Raw genomic sequence first — 17,309 nt, forward strand, 5'->3', positions numbered from 1 at the left:
TGCTATTTTGATGGTTACTGATTGAGTTGATTATCGTCTGGCTCTGCTGCTTCACTTTCATCTTCTGCTGCGTCCTCGGACAGGGCGATGGATGTGGCGGCGGCCTGATACTTTTTCTTTCCGCTCTTGGGATAGAGGTTTTCCGTGAGCTGGATGCCGGAGAGTTCCACTTCCCGCAGAGGGTCCAGGGTGTCGAAGATGCAGGAATACAGCTTGTCAAAAACTTGGGCTGCTATCGGCAAGGCCATATCCAGACCTGCAATGGTACTGAACCTTTCCATGTCTGCCCGTTTGGGAATCTTGGCGGTGACATACCCGTAGTTGGAAAAGGTTTCCCGGGTGTTGTCCCAAAGGAGGAGTTCCGAGCGCCTGCCCACACGGAGATCATGCTGATTGGGTACAATGAAGAGCCGGGCTTTCATCTTTGCACCGACCATTTTACGGAGCCGATCCAAAAACATCAGGAAGCTGGCGGTGGAGGGAACCGTTACCAGGTCATAGTGAAAAGGCACAACGATGATGTCGGAGTTGACAAACATCGGCACCAGTCCGTTGGCCATCAGGCTGCCCGGTGAGTCCATCAGCGCCACGTCTATCTCCGGGTCGTTATGGAGTTTCTCGACCAGCGAGGTCATGGCATTGTTGTCGTTGACTTCGTAGGACCATACTTCATAGGGGATGAGTTCTTCTCCGTAGCGCTTGATGTCTGACTTGCGGCACTTCATGATGGAGTGCTGGAAGTCGCAGTCGATAACGACCACACGGACGCCTTTCGTCACCAGGTAATTGGCGAAGGTTACGCAAAGGGAGGTTTTTCCGACACCTCCCTTCTGGTTGGCAAAGGTTACTATGACAGGTGTCTGTATCATGTTGTTTTTCGTCTGAATTAAATCGGAAGCAAAAATAAATTCCAGGATATTGATAACCTAAATGCACAACATCAGTGTGCAGGGAATCGGGCAAACTTTTGTATTTTGAGCTGTTTTACCGGAGTTTTTCTGTCTATATGCCCGAAAAGATTACAGAAGGTAGTCCCATGAAACTGAAAATGCGAAGATTTCCTTCAATCAAACAATATTCAATCATCTGTCCATCATTCATTTACCATTTCATGGAGTGGCCGTTGTCCACTTCGTCGTAGTTGGTCTTCTTGCCGACTTCCCATTCACGGTTGGCGCTGTGGCTGCCGACACCTTCTTTCCGGAGTTTGCCCAGTCCTTGATGCGACTTCCGCTGCAAACTCTTGACTGGATTGAGCGTCTTCTTCTTGGACTTCTTGAACGGCACTCCCTGGCGCTTTGGCTTCTTGGATTTCTTCTTCACCCGTTCCACATCGAAGCCTTCTTCATTCAGGTTGATCAGGATATGTTCCTTGAAGTTGATGGCATAGTAGGTATCATCGACCTGACGGATGATGAAGCCTTCCTGGTACATGGCGCTGCGGGGGGACTTCACTTCGGAATCACTGAAGATTTCATGCAGGCGGCTGACGGAATCGGCATACTTGGGAGGACGCTCCGTGGAGATGCTTACCATATCCGGGCGGTCCACCTTGAAAGCCTTGCACAGCAGTTCCACTTCGGCTTCATTCTGCGGACGGAACTTCTCGATGAAGCTGATGCGGTTGTTGCGGTTGATGGCTGCTGCCATTTCTTCCGGAAGAGGTCGGGACTGGCCGTCGTAGAAGATGACACCTTTCTTTATATAGGCATGCTGTTTCTTGAGTTTCTGGAAGATTTCTCCCTGGGTTATCTTGGGGTTCAGCTGGAGTAACTGGCCAATGTAGGCTTCAATCCGATCAAAGCGTTGTTCGGGAGTAGCAAAGTCGAGGAGTTCTTCTACGGCTAGAACCCGGGCACCATGAATGACGGTCTTGTTGGCATGGTCAATCAGCATGTAGCCGTAGGGTTTGTCTTTCTTGCCGAAGAAGACCACATCCACGCCGAAATTCTTCTTCATTTCCTTCTGCAGTTCTTCCTTATTGGCGCATACATCCCGGTATTTCTTCAGGCAGGCTCTCAGCTGGCGATTGCGTGCCTTGTCCTGATAACCTTTCTTATATAGAACTTCAATCTCTGTCAGGGGGAGTTTCTTTTGGATTCGGCCGCCTTGCTTGACGAAGACGTTCCCGTCTTTCTGGAAAACTTCATAGCCCATGGTTCCCATCACGGCCTTGAACTGGGCAAAGGAGGAGAAACTGTACTGCTTGGCGGCCTCGATGTCTTTCTCTGTCTTTTGTGTTCTGTCGGTTCCAAGTATCTTGTCAATAACCACCTGCGAGCGCCTGCGTTCATGGTCGTGCTGTATCTTGCGACCGTCGGGCGCCACTCTCGAAGTCACAATGTGCAAGTGAGTGTTGTCTGTATCGTGATGCGCATAGATGAGCCAGGGTTGTCCGGATTCGGCATACCCCATTTCCTGCAGATACTGGTGCGCGAAATCAAGTAACTGCTGTTCCGTCATCTCGTGGCCCTTGCAGGAGATGGCTACATGGAACTGAGGTTTCTGAATCCGGCTGTTCTGGGAACTATAGAGCTGGAGGAACTGCACCAGCTGTTTGGCGGTCGGATGTTCCGAAGCGTCCAGTCCACCGAAGTTCCGCATCTCCAGCAGGGTGGCCACTCCTTTAAAGACCTTGTGTTCGTTGTAGCCGACGGCATGGAAGTCGGCGCTTCCGGGAAGGATGGTTGCTATCATGGTATGTTCATTTGTTGGGTGATTCGTGAAACAAGGAATTGGGGGCTAAAAAACACGAAACCTCGGATGCCCAATCGGGAGGCTCCAAGGTTCCAGGTATGCCATATCGCTGAATGGTGAATGTGCTTACCGCATCAGCCGTGAGTTTCGGTGCAGCAATTCAAGATCCTCCTTCAGCTTGTTCAAGGTGTCCTGCATATCCTGAATCGAAGGAAGCAGGACCTCATACACATAACTGGGTGCCAGCAGTCCGGCGACCGCCAGTTCGTTGGCCCGCTTGACCGACTGATTCAAGTTACTGCCTGCCCAGGACAATTCGTTCTGGAACTTCCGGTAAAATGCTCGCAAGTCCTGCATCATCTCAATCTGCTGTCTGACATCCACATGGGTAAATTCCTGCACGGCCTGCCGGATATAGTTGCTCACAGACTGGTAAGGAACGGCTTTTTCCTTCAGATTCAACAGTTCATCGGAGGTAAGCCGTAACTGAAATACTTTGGTACGCTGGTTCTTCATATGCCTTGACTTTAGTTGTTCGGATTCCCGGACACCTCTTTCGCGAAGCGAAACAGCGATGCACATCGCTCCGCTGCACGGCAGTCGGCAAGTGACCCTTGTGAGGACAAAACTTGTTTTGTAATGACAAGGGTACAACTTGCTTGGCTCCATATGCAACGCAGTTCGAAGGCTCCCCGGGTATTTCTCGACCCAAATTACCGCAAAATTTTGCGAAGAACAAAAATGCACAACATCATTCTTTGGAGAAATCTTCTGTACAACTTACTTGATTACCAGGCTTTCCGCGTACTATGAAATGCGGGTCGTCTGCACCATGGAACCCCGGTTACGGGGGTTGTCGGTTCAACATACATTGGGGATTGGTCAGCAGAGGATGACATTCGTGAGATACATTCTCCAAGGTTAATTTGCGACAGCGGTCATCAGCTCTACGGAATATAAGTTACATTGATGCTGCTTACAAAGAAATGGATGTACCTGCAGCTTTGTTTCCGTGGTACAGTCCATCTGCGTAGCTTGATGGCTCCGACATCAGAACAGATATTCTCAAGTTGGAACGAACGAAGCAATCTATATATAGGTATAGGCAAACAAGCGTGTTCGGGTTTGCCCATTCTGAAAGTCCCTTGAACTCTTGGTTCATGAAACTCTCAAAGCATATAGATGTTCATCGGCAAACCGTCGCGTCATGTACCTTGCGCTGATGTATCATACTTCAAGGGAAAAGGATTTTGGGCGCTTGCGAACGATGGTCAAAGAACGAGAGGGAAAAGAAGTTGGTCCAACATGTGGTCAAACATTTTTTGTTATCTTTTTGTTGGACCAAGTGCATTTGAAGCATTGACGGAAGAACGACTGCATGAATGTTCATGCTACCGATGTTTCGCTGTTGTCTGCACCTTGGTTTGGAGGTTGAAACAGCCTGAGAACCAGGTGAAAAAGTGACCCAAAATACATAAAAAAGAGACTGGAAAATTTCCTTATCTCGTTGATTATTAGTATATTTGAGTATAGATAACACCCTATATACGGGTAGTCAATCACTTAAAATGTATGTTATGGTTTTACTGTTATTCTTCATATATCTGGTACCGGTGGTGTTCGTGTTCTGCATCGTGCTGAAGCTGGGTCTGTGGCTTGCCATTAATCTGATTCAGTTGGCGGTGTGGCTGTTGAAACATGCCTTTGTCCTGCTATGGAAGCTGTTGGTGTTTGTCGCCGTGTTGGTCTTTGCCAGTCTGCGTTCCTCTCCACCGCCGAAATAAAGCCAGGTAGCCGGAGGTCAAACGAGCTGCACTTAACCGCAAAGGGTAGTGTGGCTTATGGGGAAGGAACAAGTGTTTTCCCTCTGGTTAAATGCTACATAACCTTACCAAAAGCCCAAGGGGTAAGTCCCATCAAACATAGTTCTACGCAAAAGCCATCCATTTCATTTGAGGCAATGAAATGGATGGCTTTCCACATAACAACACATCTTACTTAAAATCCTTTTCCTTTACTGCGTTCATACACAGCTTCTTTTTGAGAATCACAATTCGTCAGACGGAATTGAACATTACAGCCGTCGGGTATGTCCTTGCGCAACATCGGCACAAGCTTGTCAATGACTTCATCGACGTTGCTGAACCCGATGTCGGTCAACTCAGCAATCACTTCACCTTTGAAATAGGCACGGGCATAGATCATCATCTTGGGTGAAATGCGGAACATCTTGTCCTGTGGCGCACCAAGATCCTTTGCCTTTCCCTGCTTACTCTTCTTGGTGCTGAAGAAGATGAAGTCTATTACCTTGGCATTCAGCCTCCAGGCAGGTGAGAAGTCTATCTTCACATAACCACGAGTCACATTCATACCATGGCTATGGTTCATACCGAAGGCCACTTCATACAGATTGGCATCACAGTCATTCTGTGCGATGGTCGCCCAAGTGTGACGGAAGGTATAGAAATGGTAGAAGTCTTCCTTCTTCATTCCCATGTCCGTACAAATTCTTCTGATACCGATGTTTACACCTGCATTGAAGCTGTCGGAATCCGTGAAACGGCTGTGAAATACGAAAAGGTATTCATCGTTTTCATCGGTAGAAAGGTATTTGTCAAAGGTAGCCTGAATGAAGGGTTCCACCCGCATTTCGATGTAGGCTTCATCTTTGCGGCTGTGACGGGTCTTGGCTCGTTTGTAGCAGATGATGCCATCCCGATAGTCGGTCTTCTTCATCAAGTAGAGGTCCACTGTATTGATGCCACCCAGACACAAGGAAAGAAGTGCCACATCTCTTCCCAGTTCGGGAGTAGAAGCCAGCATCTTGGTCTTGGGCAAGGGGCGGTTGAAGAACTCACGGCAGGCTTCTGCACTGATGGCAATCTTCGTCGTGGTATCAGACTTCGGTATCTGTACCTTCAGCCACGGGTTGAACTTGATGCGGCAGATACCCCGTTCGTCATCATTGAACTCGACCAGAGCCTTCTTGAAAATCTGCCGGACACAGGTGGGGTACATTTCCTTTGCCCGGTTGGTTTTGGACAGATACTCCAACCAATGGGTTAGAACAGCAGAGGTTAGGTAGCTAAACATAACTTTGTTAGACCCCACAAAGCGTTCCAGATGGTTTACTGCCAGCTTGTAGTTCTTGGCATTACGCTCATGCCCGTCATTGGCCATCTTCCGGATAAACTCCCGGGCATATTCGCTGAAGCAGACATCTTGATTGGTCTCTTGCAAATACTCCAGCACTTCCTTCACGTCCCAGGCGGTTGTGTCCACACGGTTCAACCGATCCATATACTCACGGACCAATCGTGAACAATGTTCTTTTACCACCGGGTCTGTCGGTTCACCACTGTCGGAAATATGCGCTGCGTCCACTACCTTATTGGTATTTATGTAAACGGACTTACGCGCATGCGTCACTCGAATATAGACTGTATAAAGTCCATCACTCTTCGGTCTCTTTACGGTTACTTTTAATGTCGTCATAATCGATTTGAATTTACATATTAAAAAACATCAGAATTATCCGGGGTAAACAGTGGAAAACATGGTGCTTTTCGGGGTAAACATAGAGCAAACATTTCTGTTCATTTGGCTCGAATAGTGCGGTCAAATGCACGAACCGTCCAAGCGCAAAACAGGCTGTAACCACCGAAAAACCGGTAATTACAGCCTGATAATGCTATAATATGATAATTCTATCTAGGAATTATTCCTCAACAGCAGCCTGCGCCGCCGCTAATCTGGCAATAGGCACGCGGAACGGAGAACATGATACATAATTCAAACCGACTTTGTGGCAGAACTTAACAGATGAAGGTTCACCTCCGTGTTCACCGCAGATACCGCATTTCAAGTCGGGACGAACAGAACGGCCTTTATCCACAGCCATTTCAATAAGTTGGCCTACACCGTTTTGGTCAAGTACCTGGAATGGGTCTACTTTCAGAATCTTCTTTTCAAGATATACCGGTAAGAATGAAGCGATGTCATCACGAGAGTAACCGAAAGTCATTTGGGTAAGGTCATTTGTACCAAATGAGAAGTATTCTGCACGGCTGGCAATGCGGTTGGCTGTCAGTGCGGCACGAGGAATCTCAATCATGGTACCTACCTTGAACGGAATTTCCATTCCTTCTCTTTCAAACAACTCGGCAGCAGCGTCACGAATCACTTTTTCCTGAGCTTCAAACTCATACAGAATACCGGTCAGCGGAACCATGATTTCGGGATGCGGGTCGTAACCTTCTCTTTTCAGTTCGATGGCAGCACCCAAAATAGCCTGAGTCTGCATTTCTGTGATACACGGATAGGTGTTACCCAAACGGCAACCACGGTGTCCCAACATCGGGTTGTGTTCACATAAGCTTTCTACACGCTTCTGAATTTCCTGTACAGTTACTCCCATAGCCTGAGCCATCTCTTCCTGTCCCTTCAAATCGTGGGGAACAAATTCATGCAAAGGAGGATCGAGCAAACGAACATTCACCGGACATCCGTCCATAGCCTTGAAGATACCCTTAAAGTCAGCTTTCTGATAGGGGAGAAGTTTTGCCAATGCTTTTCTGCGTCCTGCTTCGTCGGGAGCCAGAATCATTTCACGCATGGCAACAATCTTCTCTGCATCAAAGAACATGTGTTCTGTACGACAAAGACCGATACCGCATGCACCAAAACTGCGGGCCACTTCTGCATCATGCGGAGTATCGGCGTTAGTACGGACAACTAATTTGGTATATTTGTTGCAAAGATCCATCAGTGCGGCAAAGTCACCGGACACTTCTGCTGCTTTGGTTTCTACTTTACCTTTATATACTTCACCGGTAGTACCGTTCAAAGAGATGAAATCACCCTCCTTCAGTACGATACCTTCTATTTCTACAGTACGGTTCTTGTAGTCTACATTGATAGCTCCTGCACCGGATACACAGCATTTTCCCATACCACGGGCTACAACGGCTGCGTGAGATGTCATACCGCCACGTGCAGTCAAAATACCTTGTGCTACAGCCATACCTGCCAAGTCTTCAGGAGAGGTTTCGATTCGTACCATGACCACTTTCTTACCATCTGCTGCCCATTTAGCAGCATCTTCGGCAAAGAATACAACCTGACCGGTAGCTGCACCCGGAGAAGCGGGCAAGCCTCGAGTCAATACTTTGGCTTCTTTTAACGCCTGTTTATCGAATACGGGATGAAGTAGTTCATCCAATTTATTAGGCTCACAACGTTTCAACGCTGTCTTTTCATCAATCATTCCCTGACGCAACAAATCCATGGCAATTTTTACCATAGCGGCACCGGTACGTTTACCGTTACGAGTCTGCAAGAACCACAATTTTCCTTCTTGTACAGTAAATTCCATGTCTTGCATATCACGGTAGTGGTCTTCCAATTTAGTCTGAAGCGCATCCAACTCTTTATAGATTTCCGGCATAGCCTCTTCCATGGAAGGATATTTGGCTACACGTTCTTCTTCAGAGATACCGGCACGCTCGGCCCAACGCTGAGAACCGATTTTGGTAATCTGCTGCGGAGTACGGATACCGGCAACCACGTCTTCACCTTGGGCGTTAATTAAATATTCACCATTGAACAGATCTTCACCGTTACCGGCATCGCGAGAGAAACATACACCTGTTGCAGAAGTGTCTCCCATATTACCGAACACCATTGCCTGAACGGTTACTGCAGTACCCCATTCTGCAGGAATACCTTCCATTTTGCGGTAAAGAATAGCTCGTTCATTCATCCAGCTGCGGAATACAGCACAGACAGCACCCCAAAGTTGTTCGTAAGCACTAGTCGGAAAGTCTTGGCCGGTTTGTTCCTTAACAGCTGCTTTAAAACGTTTTACCAACTCTTTCAGGTCTTCTACTTCCAATTCGTTATCCAGTTTTACACCTTTGGCTTCTTTTACTTCTTCGATAATAGCTTCAAATGGGTCAATGTCATCTTTATTTACGGGCTTCATACCTAAAACCACATCACCATACATTTGGACAAAACGACGATAAGAGTCCCATGCAAAACGGGGACGACCGGTCTTACGGGTTAACCCTTCTACTACTTCATCGTTTAAACCCAGATTCAGAATAGTGTCCATCATACCCGGCATAGAAGCGCGAGCACCGGAACGTACAGAAACCAATAAGGGATTCTCTACATCACCAAATTTAGAATTCATCAGGTTCTCAATGTTGGCGATAGCTTTTTCAACATCTTCTCTGAGTAGTTCTACGACTTTATCTTTTCCTAAATCATAATATTCTGTACATACTTCGGTAGTGATTGTGAAACCCGGAGGAACGGGTACACCGATCAGATTCATTTCAGCCAGGTTAGCACCTTTTCCACCAAGCAGTTCTCTCATGTCTGCTTTACCTTCTGCTTTTCCGTTTCCGAAGGTATAAACTCTTTTTTTCTCCATAAATAATGTATTTAAAGTTAACTCGTTCAAAAATTGTAATCGCAAAACTATACATATTTTATTTATTTCCAAACGAATTAATGAAAAAAAACAGCAGAAATTGCAATTTCTACTTTGCAATTTTAATATATTTCGTTTTATAGGGAGAAATTCGGAGAAAATGCTTATTTTTGCCCCAAATTAACTTATTTAGAAAGTGGCTAGAAAGAAGAAAGAGCTCCCTCTATTAGAGAAGGTAACCATAACAGATGTAGCTGCCGAAGGTAAAGCTTTGGCGAAAGTGAATGATTTAGTAGTGTTTGTGCCGTATGTTGTTCCCGGTGATGTGGTGGACTTGCAAATAAAACGTAAGAAAAACCATTATGCAGAAGCAGTGGCAGTGAATTTCCATGAATATTCTCCTAAAAGAGCTGTCCCGTTTTGTCAGCATTATGGCGTGTGCGGTGGTTGTAAATGGCAATGCTTGCCCTATGATGAACAAATAAAGTATAAACAAAAACAGGTAACGGATAATCTGGTTCGCATCGGGAAAGTTGAATTACCGGAAATTTCTCCTATTCTGGGGTCTGCAAAGACAGAGTTCTATCGTAATAAATTGGAATTTACATTTTCTGATAAGCGCTGGCTGACCGAAGAGGAAGTGAAGGCGGATGTGAAGTATGATCAGATGAATGCTGTAGGATTCCATATTCCGGGTGCATTCGACAAAGTGCTTGCCATTGAGAAATGTTGGCTGCAGGACGATATCAGCAATCAAATCCGTAACGCTGTCCGTGACTACGCATATGAACACAATTATTCTTTCTTTAATCTTCGTACGCAGGAGGGTATGCTCCGCAATCTGATGATTCGCACATCAAGTACCGGAGAGTTGATGGTATTGCTTCAATGCAAAATTACAGAAGAGAGCGAAATGGAGCAAATGAAGCAGTTATTGGCTTTTATAGCTGACAAATTTCCACAGATTACTTCCTTATTATATGTGGTCAATAATAAATGCAATGATACTATTAACGATTTGGATGTAGTGCTATTTAAGGGCAATGACCATATATTTGAAGAAATGGAAGGCTTGCGCTTTAAGATTGGTCCGAAATCTTTTTATCAGACTAACTCTGAGCAAGCATATACCTTATATAAGGTAGCACGCAATTTTGCAGGTCTGACCGGAAATGAGCTTGTCTATGACCTTTATACCGGAACCGGAACAATTGCAAATTTCGTGTCTCGTCAGGCAAAGAAAGTGATTGGCATAGAGTATGTGCCGGAAGCGATTGAAGATGCTAAAGTAAATTCGGAGATAAACCATATTACCAATACATTGTTCTATGCGGGAGATATGAAAGATATTCTTACTCAGGAGTTTATTAATGAACACGGTCGTCCGGATGTTATCATTACCGATCCGCCGCGTGCAGGTATGCACAATGATGTAATAAATACGATTCTGTTTGCCGAACCCGAACGTATTGTTTATGTCAGTTGTAATCCGGCAACGCAGGCACGCGACTTGTCTTTGCTGGATACTAAATATAAAGTGGTTGCCGTTCAACCGGTAGATATGTTCCCTCATACACATCATGTAGAGAATGTGGTTTTACTTGAAAGAAGATAATTATGTCAAGAGGTAAAAATAATAAATCAGGCAAGCCCGTTGCACGGGCTGTTGCAAAGTATACTGTATATAATGTTAATGAACCTGCTGAATTGATGGATTTTCTGATGCAGAAAATGGCAGGAATCAGTCGTAGCAAAGTAAAAACAATGCTGACTAACCGGGTTATATTGGTAGACAATATAATTACTACACAATATAATTTTGAACTGAAACCCGGCATGAAAGTTCAGGTGAGCAAAACCAAAAACAATCGTGAATTCAAGAATCCGATGTTGAAACTGGTATATGAGGATGCTTATATTATCGTGGTAGAGAAGAAAGAAGGACTGCTTTCGGTCAGCACTGAACATCAAAAGGAGCGTACAGCACAACATATCCTGAACGAATATGTAAAACGTTCGCATCGTAACAACCGTATATTTGTTGTTCATCGGTTAGACCGTGAAACATCGGGACTGATGATGTATGCCAAGGATGAAAAGACCCAAAATACGTTGCGTGATAATTGGCAGGATATTGTAACCGATCGCCGTTATGTAGCTATTGTTTCGGGAGAAATGGAGAAAGATGGAGGAACTGTTGAGTCGTGGTTGACCGATCGTAAATTATATGTCAGCTCCAGTCCTTATGATGATGGAGAGGGAAAATATGCTGTTACACATTATAGAACAATAAAACGCGCGAATGGTTATTCTCTGGTGGAGTTGGATTTGGAAACAGGACGTAAAAATCAAATTCGCGTTCATATGTCAGAACTTGGACATCCGGTGATTGGCGATGAACGGTATGGTAGCGAATGTAATCCGCTAGGCCGATTGGCACTACATGCTTTCAAACTTTGTTTTTATCATCCCATAACAGGGGAACTGATGCAGTTTGAAACTCCGTATCCGGCAAACTTTAAGACTCTAATGTTAAAAAAATAGCAATAATAAGTTTTGCACTCCTTAACAGTTGTGAAGAATAAATTTTTCCACAACAGCTGCCACACCGTCTTCTTCATTGGAGGCGGTGATGAAGTTGGCATTCTGCCTCACTATATCTTGAGCATTCGCCATTGCCACTCCTAAACCTGCATATTTTATCATTGAGATATCATTAAATCCGTCTCCTATTGCTATTAGTTCTTCTTTTTTATTGCCTAATTCTTTCAATAAAACAGATAGAGCTTGTGCTTTATCAATTCCCTTGGGAACCAATTCCAAAAAATAGGCTTCAGAACGATAAACTCCCAAAAGCTCTTTTAAGTCATTATGCATTTCATTTTCTAAGGTCGCAAGTTTAATCGGTTCGCCTACAATCATGCACTTCCCAACAGGAAAGTCAATGGCTGACAGGAAATTATCTACTTTTTTGATTGTCATAACATTTAGCAATGCCAACTTTTGTACGTATTCATCATATGGGTTTTCAGTAATGACAAACTCATTATGATATGTAATTATAGTAAAACCATATTTCTTGGCATAGTTATATAAAAATGGAATAACGGAGCGTTCAAGCAGGTTTTCATACATTACTTTTCCTGTTTGCCAGTTGATGATTCTTCCTCCGTTATAAGAAAGTATGTATCCACCGTATTCTCTTAAACAAAGATGTTCGGCAATAGGAGCCACCCCATAAGTGGGACGTCCTGTTGCTAATATTATTTTCACTCCTTTTTGTTGAGCTTTAATAATAGTCCGTCGTGTGTAAGGAGTAATTTCTTTTTTGGTATTAGTCAGTGTTCCGTCTAAATCTAATGCCAGTAATTTATACTTCATAAGTGCTAAGGTGAATTTTGAGGCAAATATAATGAATATCGTTTATTATTTGCTACATTTGCTATAAATAACAAGAATTATGGAACTGGTTTTAATAATAATTATCCTTATATTGCTGATTGCCAATTTAGTAGTTGTACTGACTAAAAATAACCGTTTGCAAACGGAACGTTTGGAATTATTGCTTCATGAAGAAATGAAAGCAAACAGAGAAGAATTGGGGCGTAATATCCGTGAACTTCGTTCTGAGTTGAACCAAACTTTGAACTTCTCTGTTCGGCAAATGCAAGATAGCTTACATAAAAACATGCTTACAGGTAATGAAATGCAACGGGAGAAGTTTGAAGCAATGGGTAAACAGCAGGATGCACTCATAAAGAGTACCGAAAAACGATTGGATGATATGCGTATGATGGTGGAGGAAAAACTGCAAAAGACATTGAATGAACGAATCGGACAGTCATTTGAAATTGTTCGTACTCAATTAGAAAACGTACAAAAAGGATTGGGAGAGATGAAAAGTCTGGCGCAAGATGTGGGTGGATTAAAGAAAGTTTTGAGTAATGTAAAAACACGTGGTACTTTTGGGGAAGTGCAGCTAGGGGCTTTACTTGACCAAATGCTGAGTCCTGAACAATATGAAGCTAATGTAAAAACTAAAAAGAACGCTACAGAGTTTGTAGAATTTGCCGTTAAATTGCCTGGGAGAGAAGATAATAATGAAATTGTATATTTACCGATTGATGCTAAATTTCCAAAGGATATCTATGAACAGTATCAAGATGCTTATGAAGTTGGTGATGCTGCATTAATAGATACTTCTTCACGACAATTGGAAATGACGATAAAAAAAATGGCGAAAGATATTCATGACAAATATGTAGATCCGCCATTTACTACCGATTTTGCTATCATGTTTTTGCCATTTGAAAACATTTATGCAGAGGTAATTCGTCGGACTTCGCTGGTAGAGACATTGCAAAAGGAGTTTAAGATTGTAGTAACAGGGCCGACTACATTAGGGGCTATTCTTAACAGCTTGCAAATGGGATTCCGTACATTGGCTATTCAGAAACGTACAAGTGAAGTTTGGAACGTGCTTGGAGCCGTAAAAACAGAGTTTGGAAAGTTTGGCGGGCTATTGGAGAAAGTTCAGAAAAACTTGCAGAATGCCGGCGACCAACTGGAAGAGGTAATGGGTAAACGCACTCGGGCCATTGAACGTAAGCTAAGGCAAGTGGAAGCTCTTCCGACAGAGGAAAGTCAGAAAATGCTGAATTTGCCCGATCTAATGGAAGATGAAGATGATTAATATATAAAAAGCGGAGGATAAAAATATGAGTATGACATGGGACTTTATTTTAAGGTTGTTTGTAGCCGGGGCACTTGGTGCAGTAATAGGCTTGGATCGGGAATATCGTGCCAAAGAAGCAGGTTATCGCACTCATTTTCTTGTGTCACTGGGCAGTGCACTTATAATGATTGTTTCGCAATATGGCTTTATGGAAATTATAAAGATAGAGGGGATAGATTTAGATCCAAGTCGTGTTGCAGCGCAGGTAGTGAGCGGTATCGGTTTTATAGGTGCCGGCACTATCATTTTTCAGAAGCAAATAGTGCGTGGATTAACAACGGCTGCCGGTATATGGGCTACCTCAGGTATCGGACTCGCAGTAGGAGCCGGAATGTATTGGCTGGGGATTTCGGCTACTATTCTTACTTTAATAGGTTTGGAGGCATTGAGTTATCTTTTTAAGAGTATCGGTATGAAGAGCTCTATGGTTGAGTTTTCGACTGACAATAAAGAAACATTGAATAAAATGGCGAAAAAATTTAATTCAAAAGATTATAATATCGTATCTTATCAGTTGGAAGAAAAAACAGTGGGGGAAATGACTACTTATTATGTCACGATGGTAATAAAGTCTAAAAAATACAATGACGAAGGTATGTTGCTGACTTTATTACAAGATTTTCATGACATAACAGTACACAGGATTGAGTAGTCATCAATAGTAATCATAAACATGATAAAAGGTGATTGGTAAATAATCTGCTATGGAGGGTTTTCTTGTTTAGAGTAGAATTCTCCATAGCAGATTAGAAGATATCTATATTAAGCTTTTAGGCGCATGATAAATTTGCTACCCCTACCTAGCTCACTCTGCACGGTCAATGTTCCATTATGTGCTTCTACAAAATCACGAGAAATAGAAAGTCCTAAACCGCTTCCTTGTACTTTTGTTCCAGGGACACGAAAATAATGGTCAAAGATGCTTTTATGATAACGTGGGTCTATTCCTTTCCCAAAATCCTGTACATACATTTCAATATAATTGTCATCGGTTTGATGGGCACCGATTACTACATGCCCATTTTCCGGCGAGTAGCGGATAGCATTGGAAAGCAAGTTGGTCAGCACCCATGCAATCTTTTCACTGTCAATAAATAATTTTCCTATTTTATCTTCCGGGTATTCTACTTCTATCTGAATATTGAATTTTTCTGCTTGCACGCGATTGGCTTTGATGGCATATTCTATTAATTCAATAGGTTTAGTTATTTTAGGTTTAAGTTGTAATTTTCCGGATTCTACCTGAGTCATATTAAGTAGTTCCCCGGTGATATTCAGCAGACGTTCACTGTTTTCTTTTATACTATTTGTCAAATCTTCCTGTTCATTATTCAGTGTTCCTACACGTTTATCTTCCAACAGCTGTAGACTCATCATGATGGCCGATATAGGTGTTTTGAGTTCATGCGAAATGGTTGAAATAAAAGTCGTTTTTGCAGAATCAAGTTCTTTAAATTCCGTGATATTCTTTAGCATAATGACATGACCTTTTTTTTCTGGTGTTGCACTATTCCTGCCGGATTGAATGATACTTATATATTTTACTTGAAAGAAACTTTCTTTATCATCAGCATATATTTTCAATGGTTCTTTTTGGGTTTTGTCACTTCTTATTTTTTGTGAGGGAATGTCTATTAACTCGCGAACCAATCTGCGGAGTAAGTCGTTACGCATCGAAATTTCCTGAGCAGATCGTTTTATCACTTCTTCTCTTTTCAAATTGAGAACATTCAAGGCTTCATCATTGATAAAAAGAATTTCCATTTCATTATTTAAACCAATGATGGGTTCATTAATGCTATTTATGATAGTTTCCATGTATTTTTTAGCGGCCATCATTTCGGAAAGAGTGCTGGCATGATACTCTTCCAGCCGTTTGGCCATCCTGTTGAAGTTCTTTGATACTTCAGCAAATTCCTGATTGCCATTTAAATCAAGCCGTTTTTCGTAATTATGATTGGCAATTTCCTGGATGCCGTTTGTTATTTCTTTAATGGGCTTATTGATAGATGCAGGAAGGCGCAACCATATACCGATACCTACGCAAATACATGCTGCTCCTACAATGGAAATCCACAATAATGCTCTTTGTAATCCCGGACCGGCAGCAGGACTATCAGGATCTGTTGCTGTTAATATTTGTAAATTCACTACTGATAGAGCAACTAATAATACAATCATAGCTACCAATATGCCGATAGTAAGGGTAAGTTTTGTTTTTATATTCATAGACTTTATTTTTATGCAAGTATAATCAAATCTATATTCATTTGTGCCAAAGACGCTAGAAATTTTTTGTATTTCGAGATACTGAATAGGGTAGAAGGCATTTTGAATGCCGGCTGTCCCATGCATATCGTTGTAATCTGCTTCTCTTGACAAGTTTTTATAATTTCATCTAAGACATTTGCAGATGCTACTTGTAGCACTTCACCTCCTAATTCTGTAACCAATTTAAAATGATTTAGCAAATGTCGCTGACTGGCAAGATTGATACGTTCTGTGCTTTCTACCGGTGTTTGCACATAAAGGGCTGAGAATACAGTATTGTAGCGGGAAGCCAGTCGTGCTGCTTTACGGATGATATGTCGTGGTGTCTTCTCATTGCTACTGATACAAGCAAGAAATTTCTCATGACGTACCCCTTTATCAATAGAAACGATTTCGTTTTCTACTTTCTTTTCAACTCTGAAAGCGACCTCCTTAAGGGCTAATTCGCGCAATTGAAGGATATTCTCTGTTTTGAAAAAGTTATTCAAAGCTAATTCAATCTTTTCAGGACGGTATATTTTTCCGGCTTTCAGGCGGTTAATTAATTCTTCGGCAGTAAGGTCAATATTCACAACTTCATCGGCGTCTTGTAATACTTTGTCAGGAATGCGTTCTTTAACTTCGATGCCGGCAATTCCTTTCACCTCTTCATTCAGACTCTCGATATGTTGGATATTAACAGCAGAAATGATATTGATTCCTGCATCCAATAGTTCCATGACATCTTGCCAACGCTTTTCATTACGACTGCCTTCTATATTAGTATGTGCCAGTTCGTCTATAATGACCAATTCGGGATGTAACCGAAGGATAGAGTCTAAATCCATCTCTTCAATCTCTTTTCCTTTATAAAATATCTTTTTGCGAGGAATAATTGTCAATCCTTCCAATAGAGCTTCTGTTCCGGTTCTTCCATGTGTCTCTATATAACCGATTTGGACGTCAAGACCGTTTTCTTGCATTTCATGTGCTTCTTGCAACATTCGGTAACTCTTGCCTACACCGGCTATCATCCCAATATAGATTTTGAATTTTCCACGTCTCGAACGCCTGATTAAATCCAAAAAGTGTTTTACGTTTTCTTCTCTTTCCATTTTATCTTTACCACATACTTCTATCTAAGAGGAGAACAAATTGTGTACCAAAAGAGGAGACTCCTATAAATCA

The 17,309-nt window shown here is 42.8% G+C and carries 13 protein-coding genes; 5 read left to right on the forward strand and 8 right to left on the reverse strand.

Annotated features, from left to right (window positions below; translation table 11 throughout):
• Positions 1-14 precede the first annotated feature (14 nt).
• The 3 genes from HMPREF1534_RS12970 to HMPREF1534_RS12960 form a co-directional block, all read right to left on the reverse strand.
• Positions 15-869, reverse strand: a complete 855-nt coding sequence (locus tag HMPREF1534_RS12970) for a ParA family protein (RefSeq protein ID WP_005938460.1) — start codon at positions 867-869, stop codon at positions 15-17.
• 232 nt (positions 870-1,101) lie between these two features.
• The gene (locus HMPREF1534_RS12965) at positions 1,102-2,697 is read right to left on the reverse strand and encodes a relaxase/mobilization nuclease domain-containing protein (protein ID WP_005938462.1); all 1,596 of its coding nucleotides are present in this window, start codon (positions 2,695-2,697) and stop codon (positions 1,102-1,104) included.
• Positions 2,698-2,823: 126 nt separating this feature from the next.
• Complete coding sequence (locus HMPREF1534_RS12960; RefSeq protein ID WP_005938465.1) at positions 2,824-3,213, reverse strand: hypothetical protein; 390 nt, start codon at positions 3,211-3,213, stop codon at positions 2,824-2,826.
• Between the two features lie 1,061 nt (positions 3,214-4,274).
• Here HMPREF1534_RS12960 and HMPREF1534_RS12955 point away from each other — a divergent pair.
• The gene (locus HMPREF1534_RS12955) at positions 4,275-4,481 is read left to right on the forward strand and encodes a hypothetical protein (RefSeq protein WP_005938468.1); all 207 of its coding nucleotides are present in this window, start codon (positions 4,275-4,277) and stop codon (positions 4,479-4,481) included.
• A 214-nt stretch (positions 4,482-4,695) separates the two neighbouring features.
• Here HMPREF1534_RS12955 and HMPREF1534_RS12950 read toward each other — a convergent pair whose 3' ends face one another.
• On the reverse strand, positions 4,696-6,192 hold the full coding sequence (locus tag HMPREF1534_RS12950; protein WP_005938473.1) for a tyrosine-type recombinase/integrase: 1,497 nt from the start codon (positions 6,190-6,192) through the stop codon (positions 4,696-4,698).
• Between the two features lie 223 nt (positions 6,193-6,415).
• Positions 6,416-9,136 carry a pyruvate, phosphate dikinase gene (ppdK, locus tag HMPREF1534_RS12945; RefSeq protein WP_018452838.1) on the reverse strand — a complete coding sequence of 907 codons (2,721 nt, stop codon included), beginning with the start codon at positions 9,134-9,136 and terminating at the stop codon, positions 6,416-6,418.
• A gap of 196 nt (positions 9,137-9,332) precedes the next feature.
• Between ppdK and rlmD the strand changes: the two genes are divergently transcribed.
• On the forward strand, positions 9,333-10,751 hold the full coding sequence (gene rlmD, locus HMPREF1534_RS12940) for a 23S rRNA (uracil(1939)-C(5))-methyltransferase RlmD (protein WP_005938479.1): 1,419 nt from the start codon (positions 9,333-9,335) through the stop codon (positions 10,749-10,751).
• A 2-nt stretch (positions 10,752-10,753) separates the two neighbouring features.
• On the forward strand, positions 10,754-11,680 hold the full coding sequence (locus HMPREF1534_RS12935) for an RluA family pseudouridine synthase (protein WP_005938481.1): 927 nt from the start codon (positions 10,754-10,756) through the stop codon (positions 11,678-11,680).
• Positions 11,681-11,701: 21 nt separating this feature from the next.
• Here the strand turns inward: HMPREF1534_RS12935 and HMPREF1534_RS12930 are convergent, their stop codons facing one another.
• Complete coding sequence (locus HMPREF1534_RS12930; RefSeq protein ID WP_005938483.1) at positions 11,702-12,517, reverse strand: Cof-type HAD-IIB family hydrolase; 816 nt, start codon at positions 12,515-12,517, stop codon at positions 11,702-11,704.
• A gap of 79 nt (positions 12,518-12,596) precedes the next feature.
• On the opposite strand from HMPREF1534_RS12930, the gene HMPREF1534_RS12925 reads away from it, so the two are divergent.
• Both HMPREF1534_RS12925 and HMPREF1534_RS12920 read left to right on the forward strand, forming a co-directional pair.
• On the forward strand, positions 12,597-13,829 hold the full coding sequence (locus tag HMPREF1534_RS12925; RefSeq protein WP_005938485.1) for a DNA recombination protein RmuC: 1,233 nt from the start codon (positions 12,597-12,599) through the stop codon (positions 13,827-13,829).
• 25 nt (positions 13,830-13,854) lie between these two features.
• Entirely contained in the window at positions 13,855-14,523 is a 669-nt protein-coding gene (locus HMPREF1534_RS12920; RefSeq protein WP_018452839.1) for an MgtC/SapB family protein, read from the forward strand.
• A gap of 110 nt (positions 14,524-14,633) precedes the next feature.
• Here the strand turns inward: HMPREF1534_RS12920 and HMPREF1534_RS12915 are convergent, their stop codons facing one another.
• Both HMPREF1534_RS12915 and HMPREF1534_RS12910 read right to left on the reverse strand, forming a co-directional pair.
• Complete coding sequence (locus HMPREF1534_RS12915) at positions 14,634-16,100, reverse strand: sensor histidine kinase (RefSeq protein WP_005938491.1); 1,467 nt, start codon at positions 16,098-16,100, stop codon at positions 14,634-14,636.
• An 11-nt stretch (positions 16,101-16,111) separates the two neighbouring features.
• Positions 16,112-17,236, reverse strand: coding sequence for a hypothetical protein (locus HMPREF1534_RS12910; protein ID WP_005938494.1), 1,125 nt, complete (start codon positions 17,234-17,236; stop codon positions 16,112-16,114).
• Between the last annotated feature and the right edge of the window lie 73 nt (positions 17,237-17,309).

The sequence above is a fragment of the Phocaeicola massiliensis B84634 = Timone 84634 = DSM 17679 = JCM 13223 genome, from assembly GCF_000382445.1.
Classification (GTDB): Bacteria; Bacteroidota; Bacteroidia; order Bacteroidales; family Bacteroidaceae; genus Phocaeicola; species Phocaeicola massiliensis.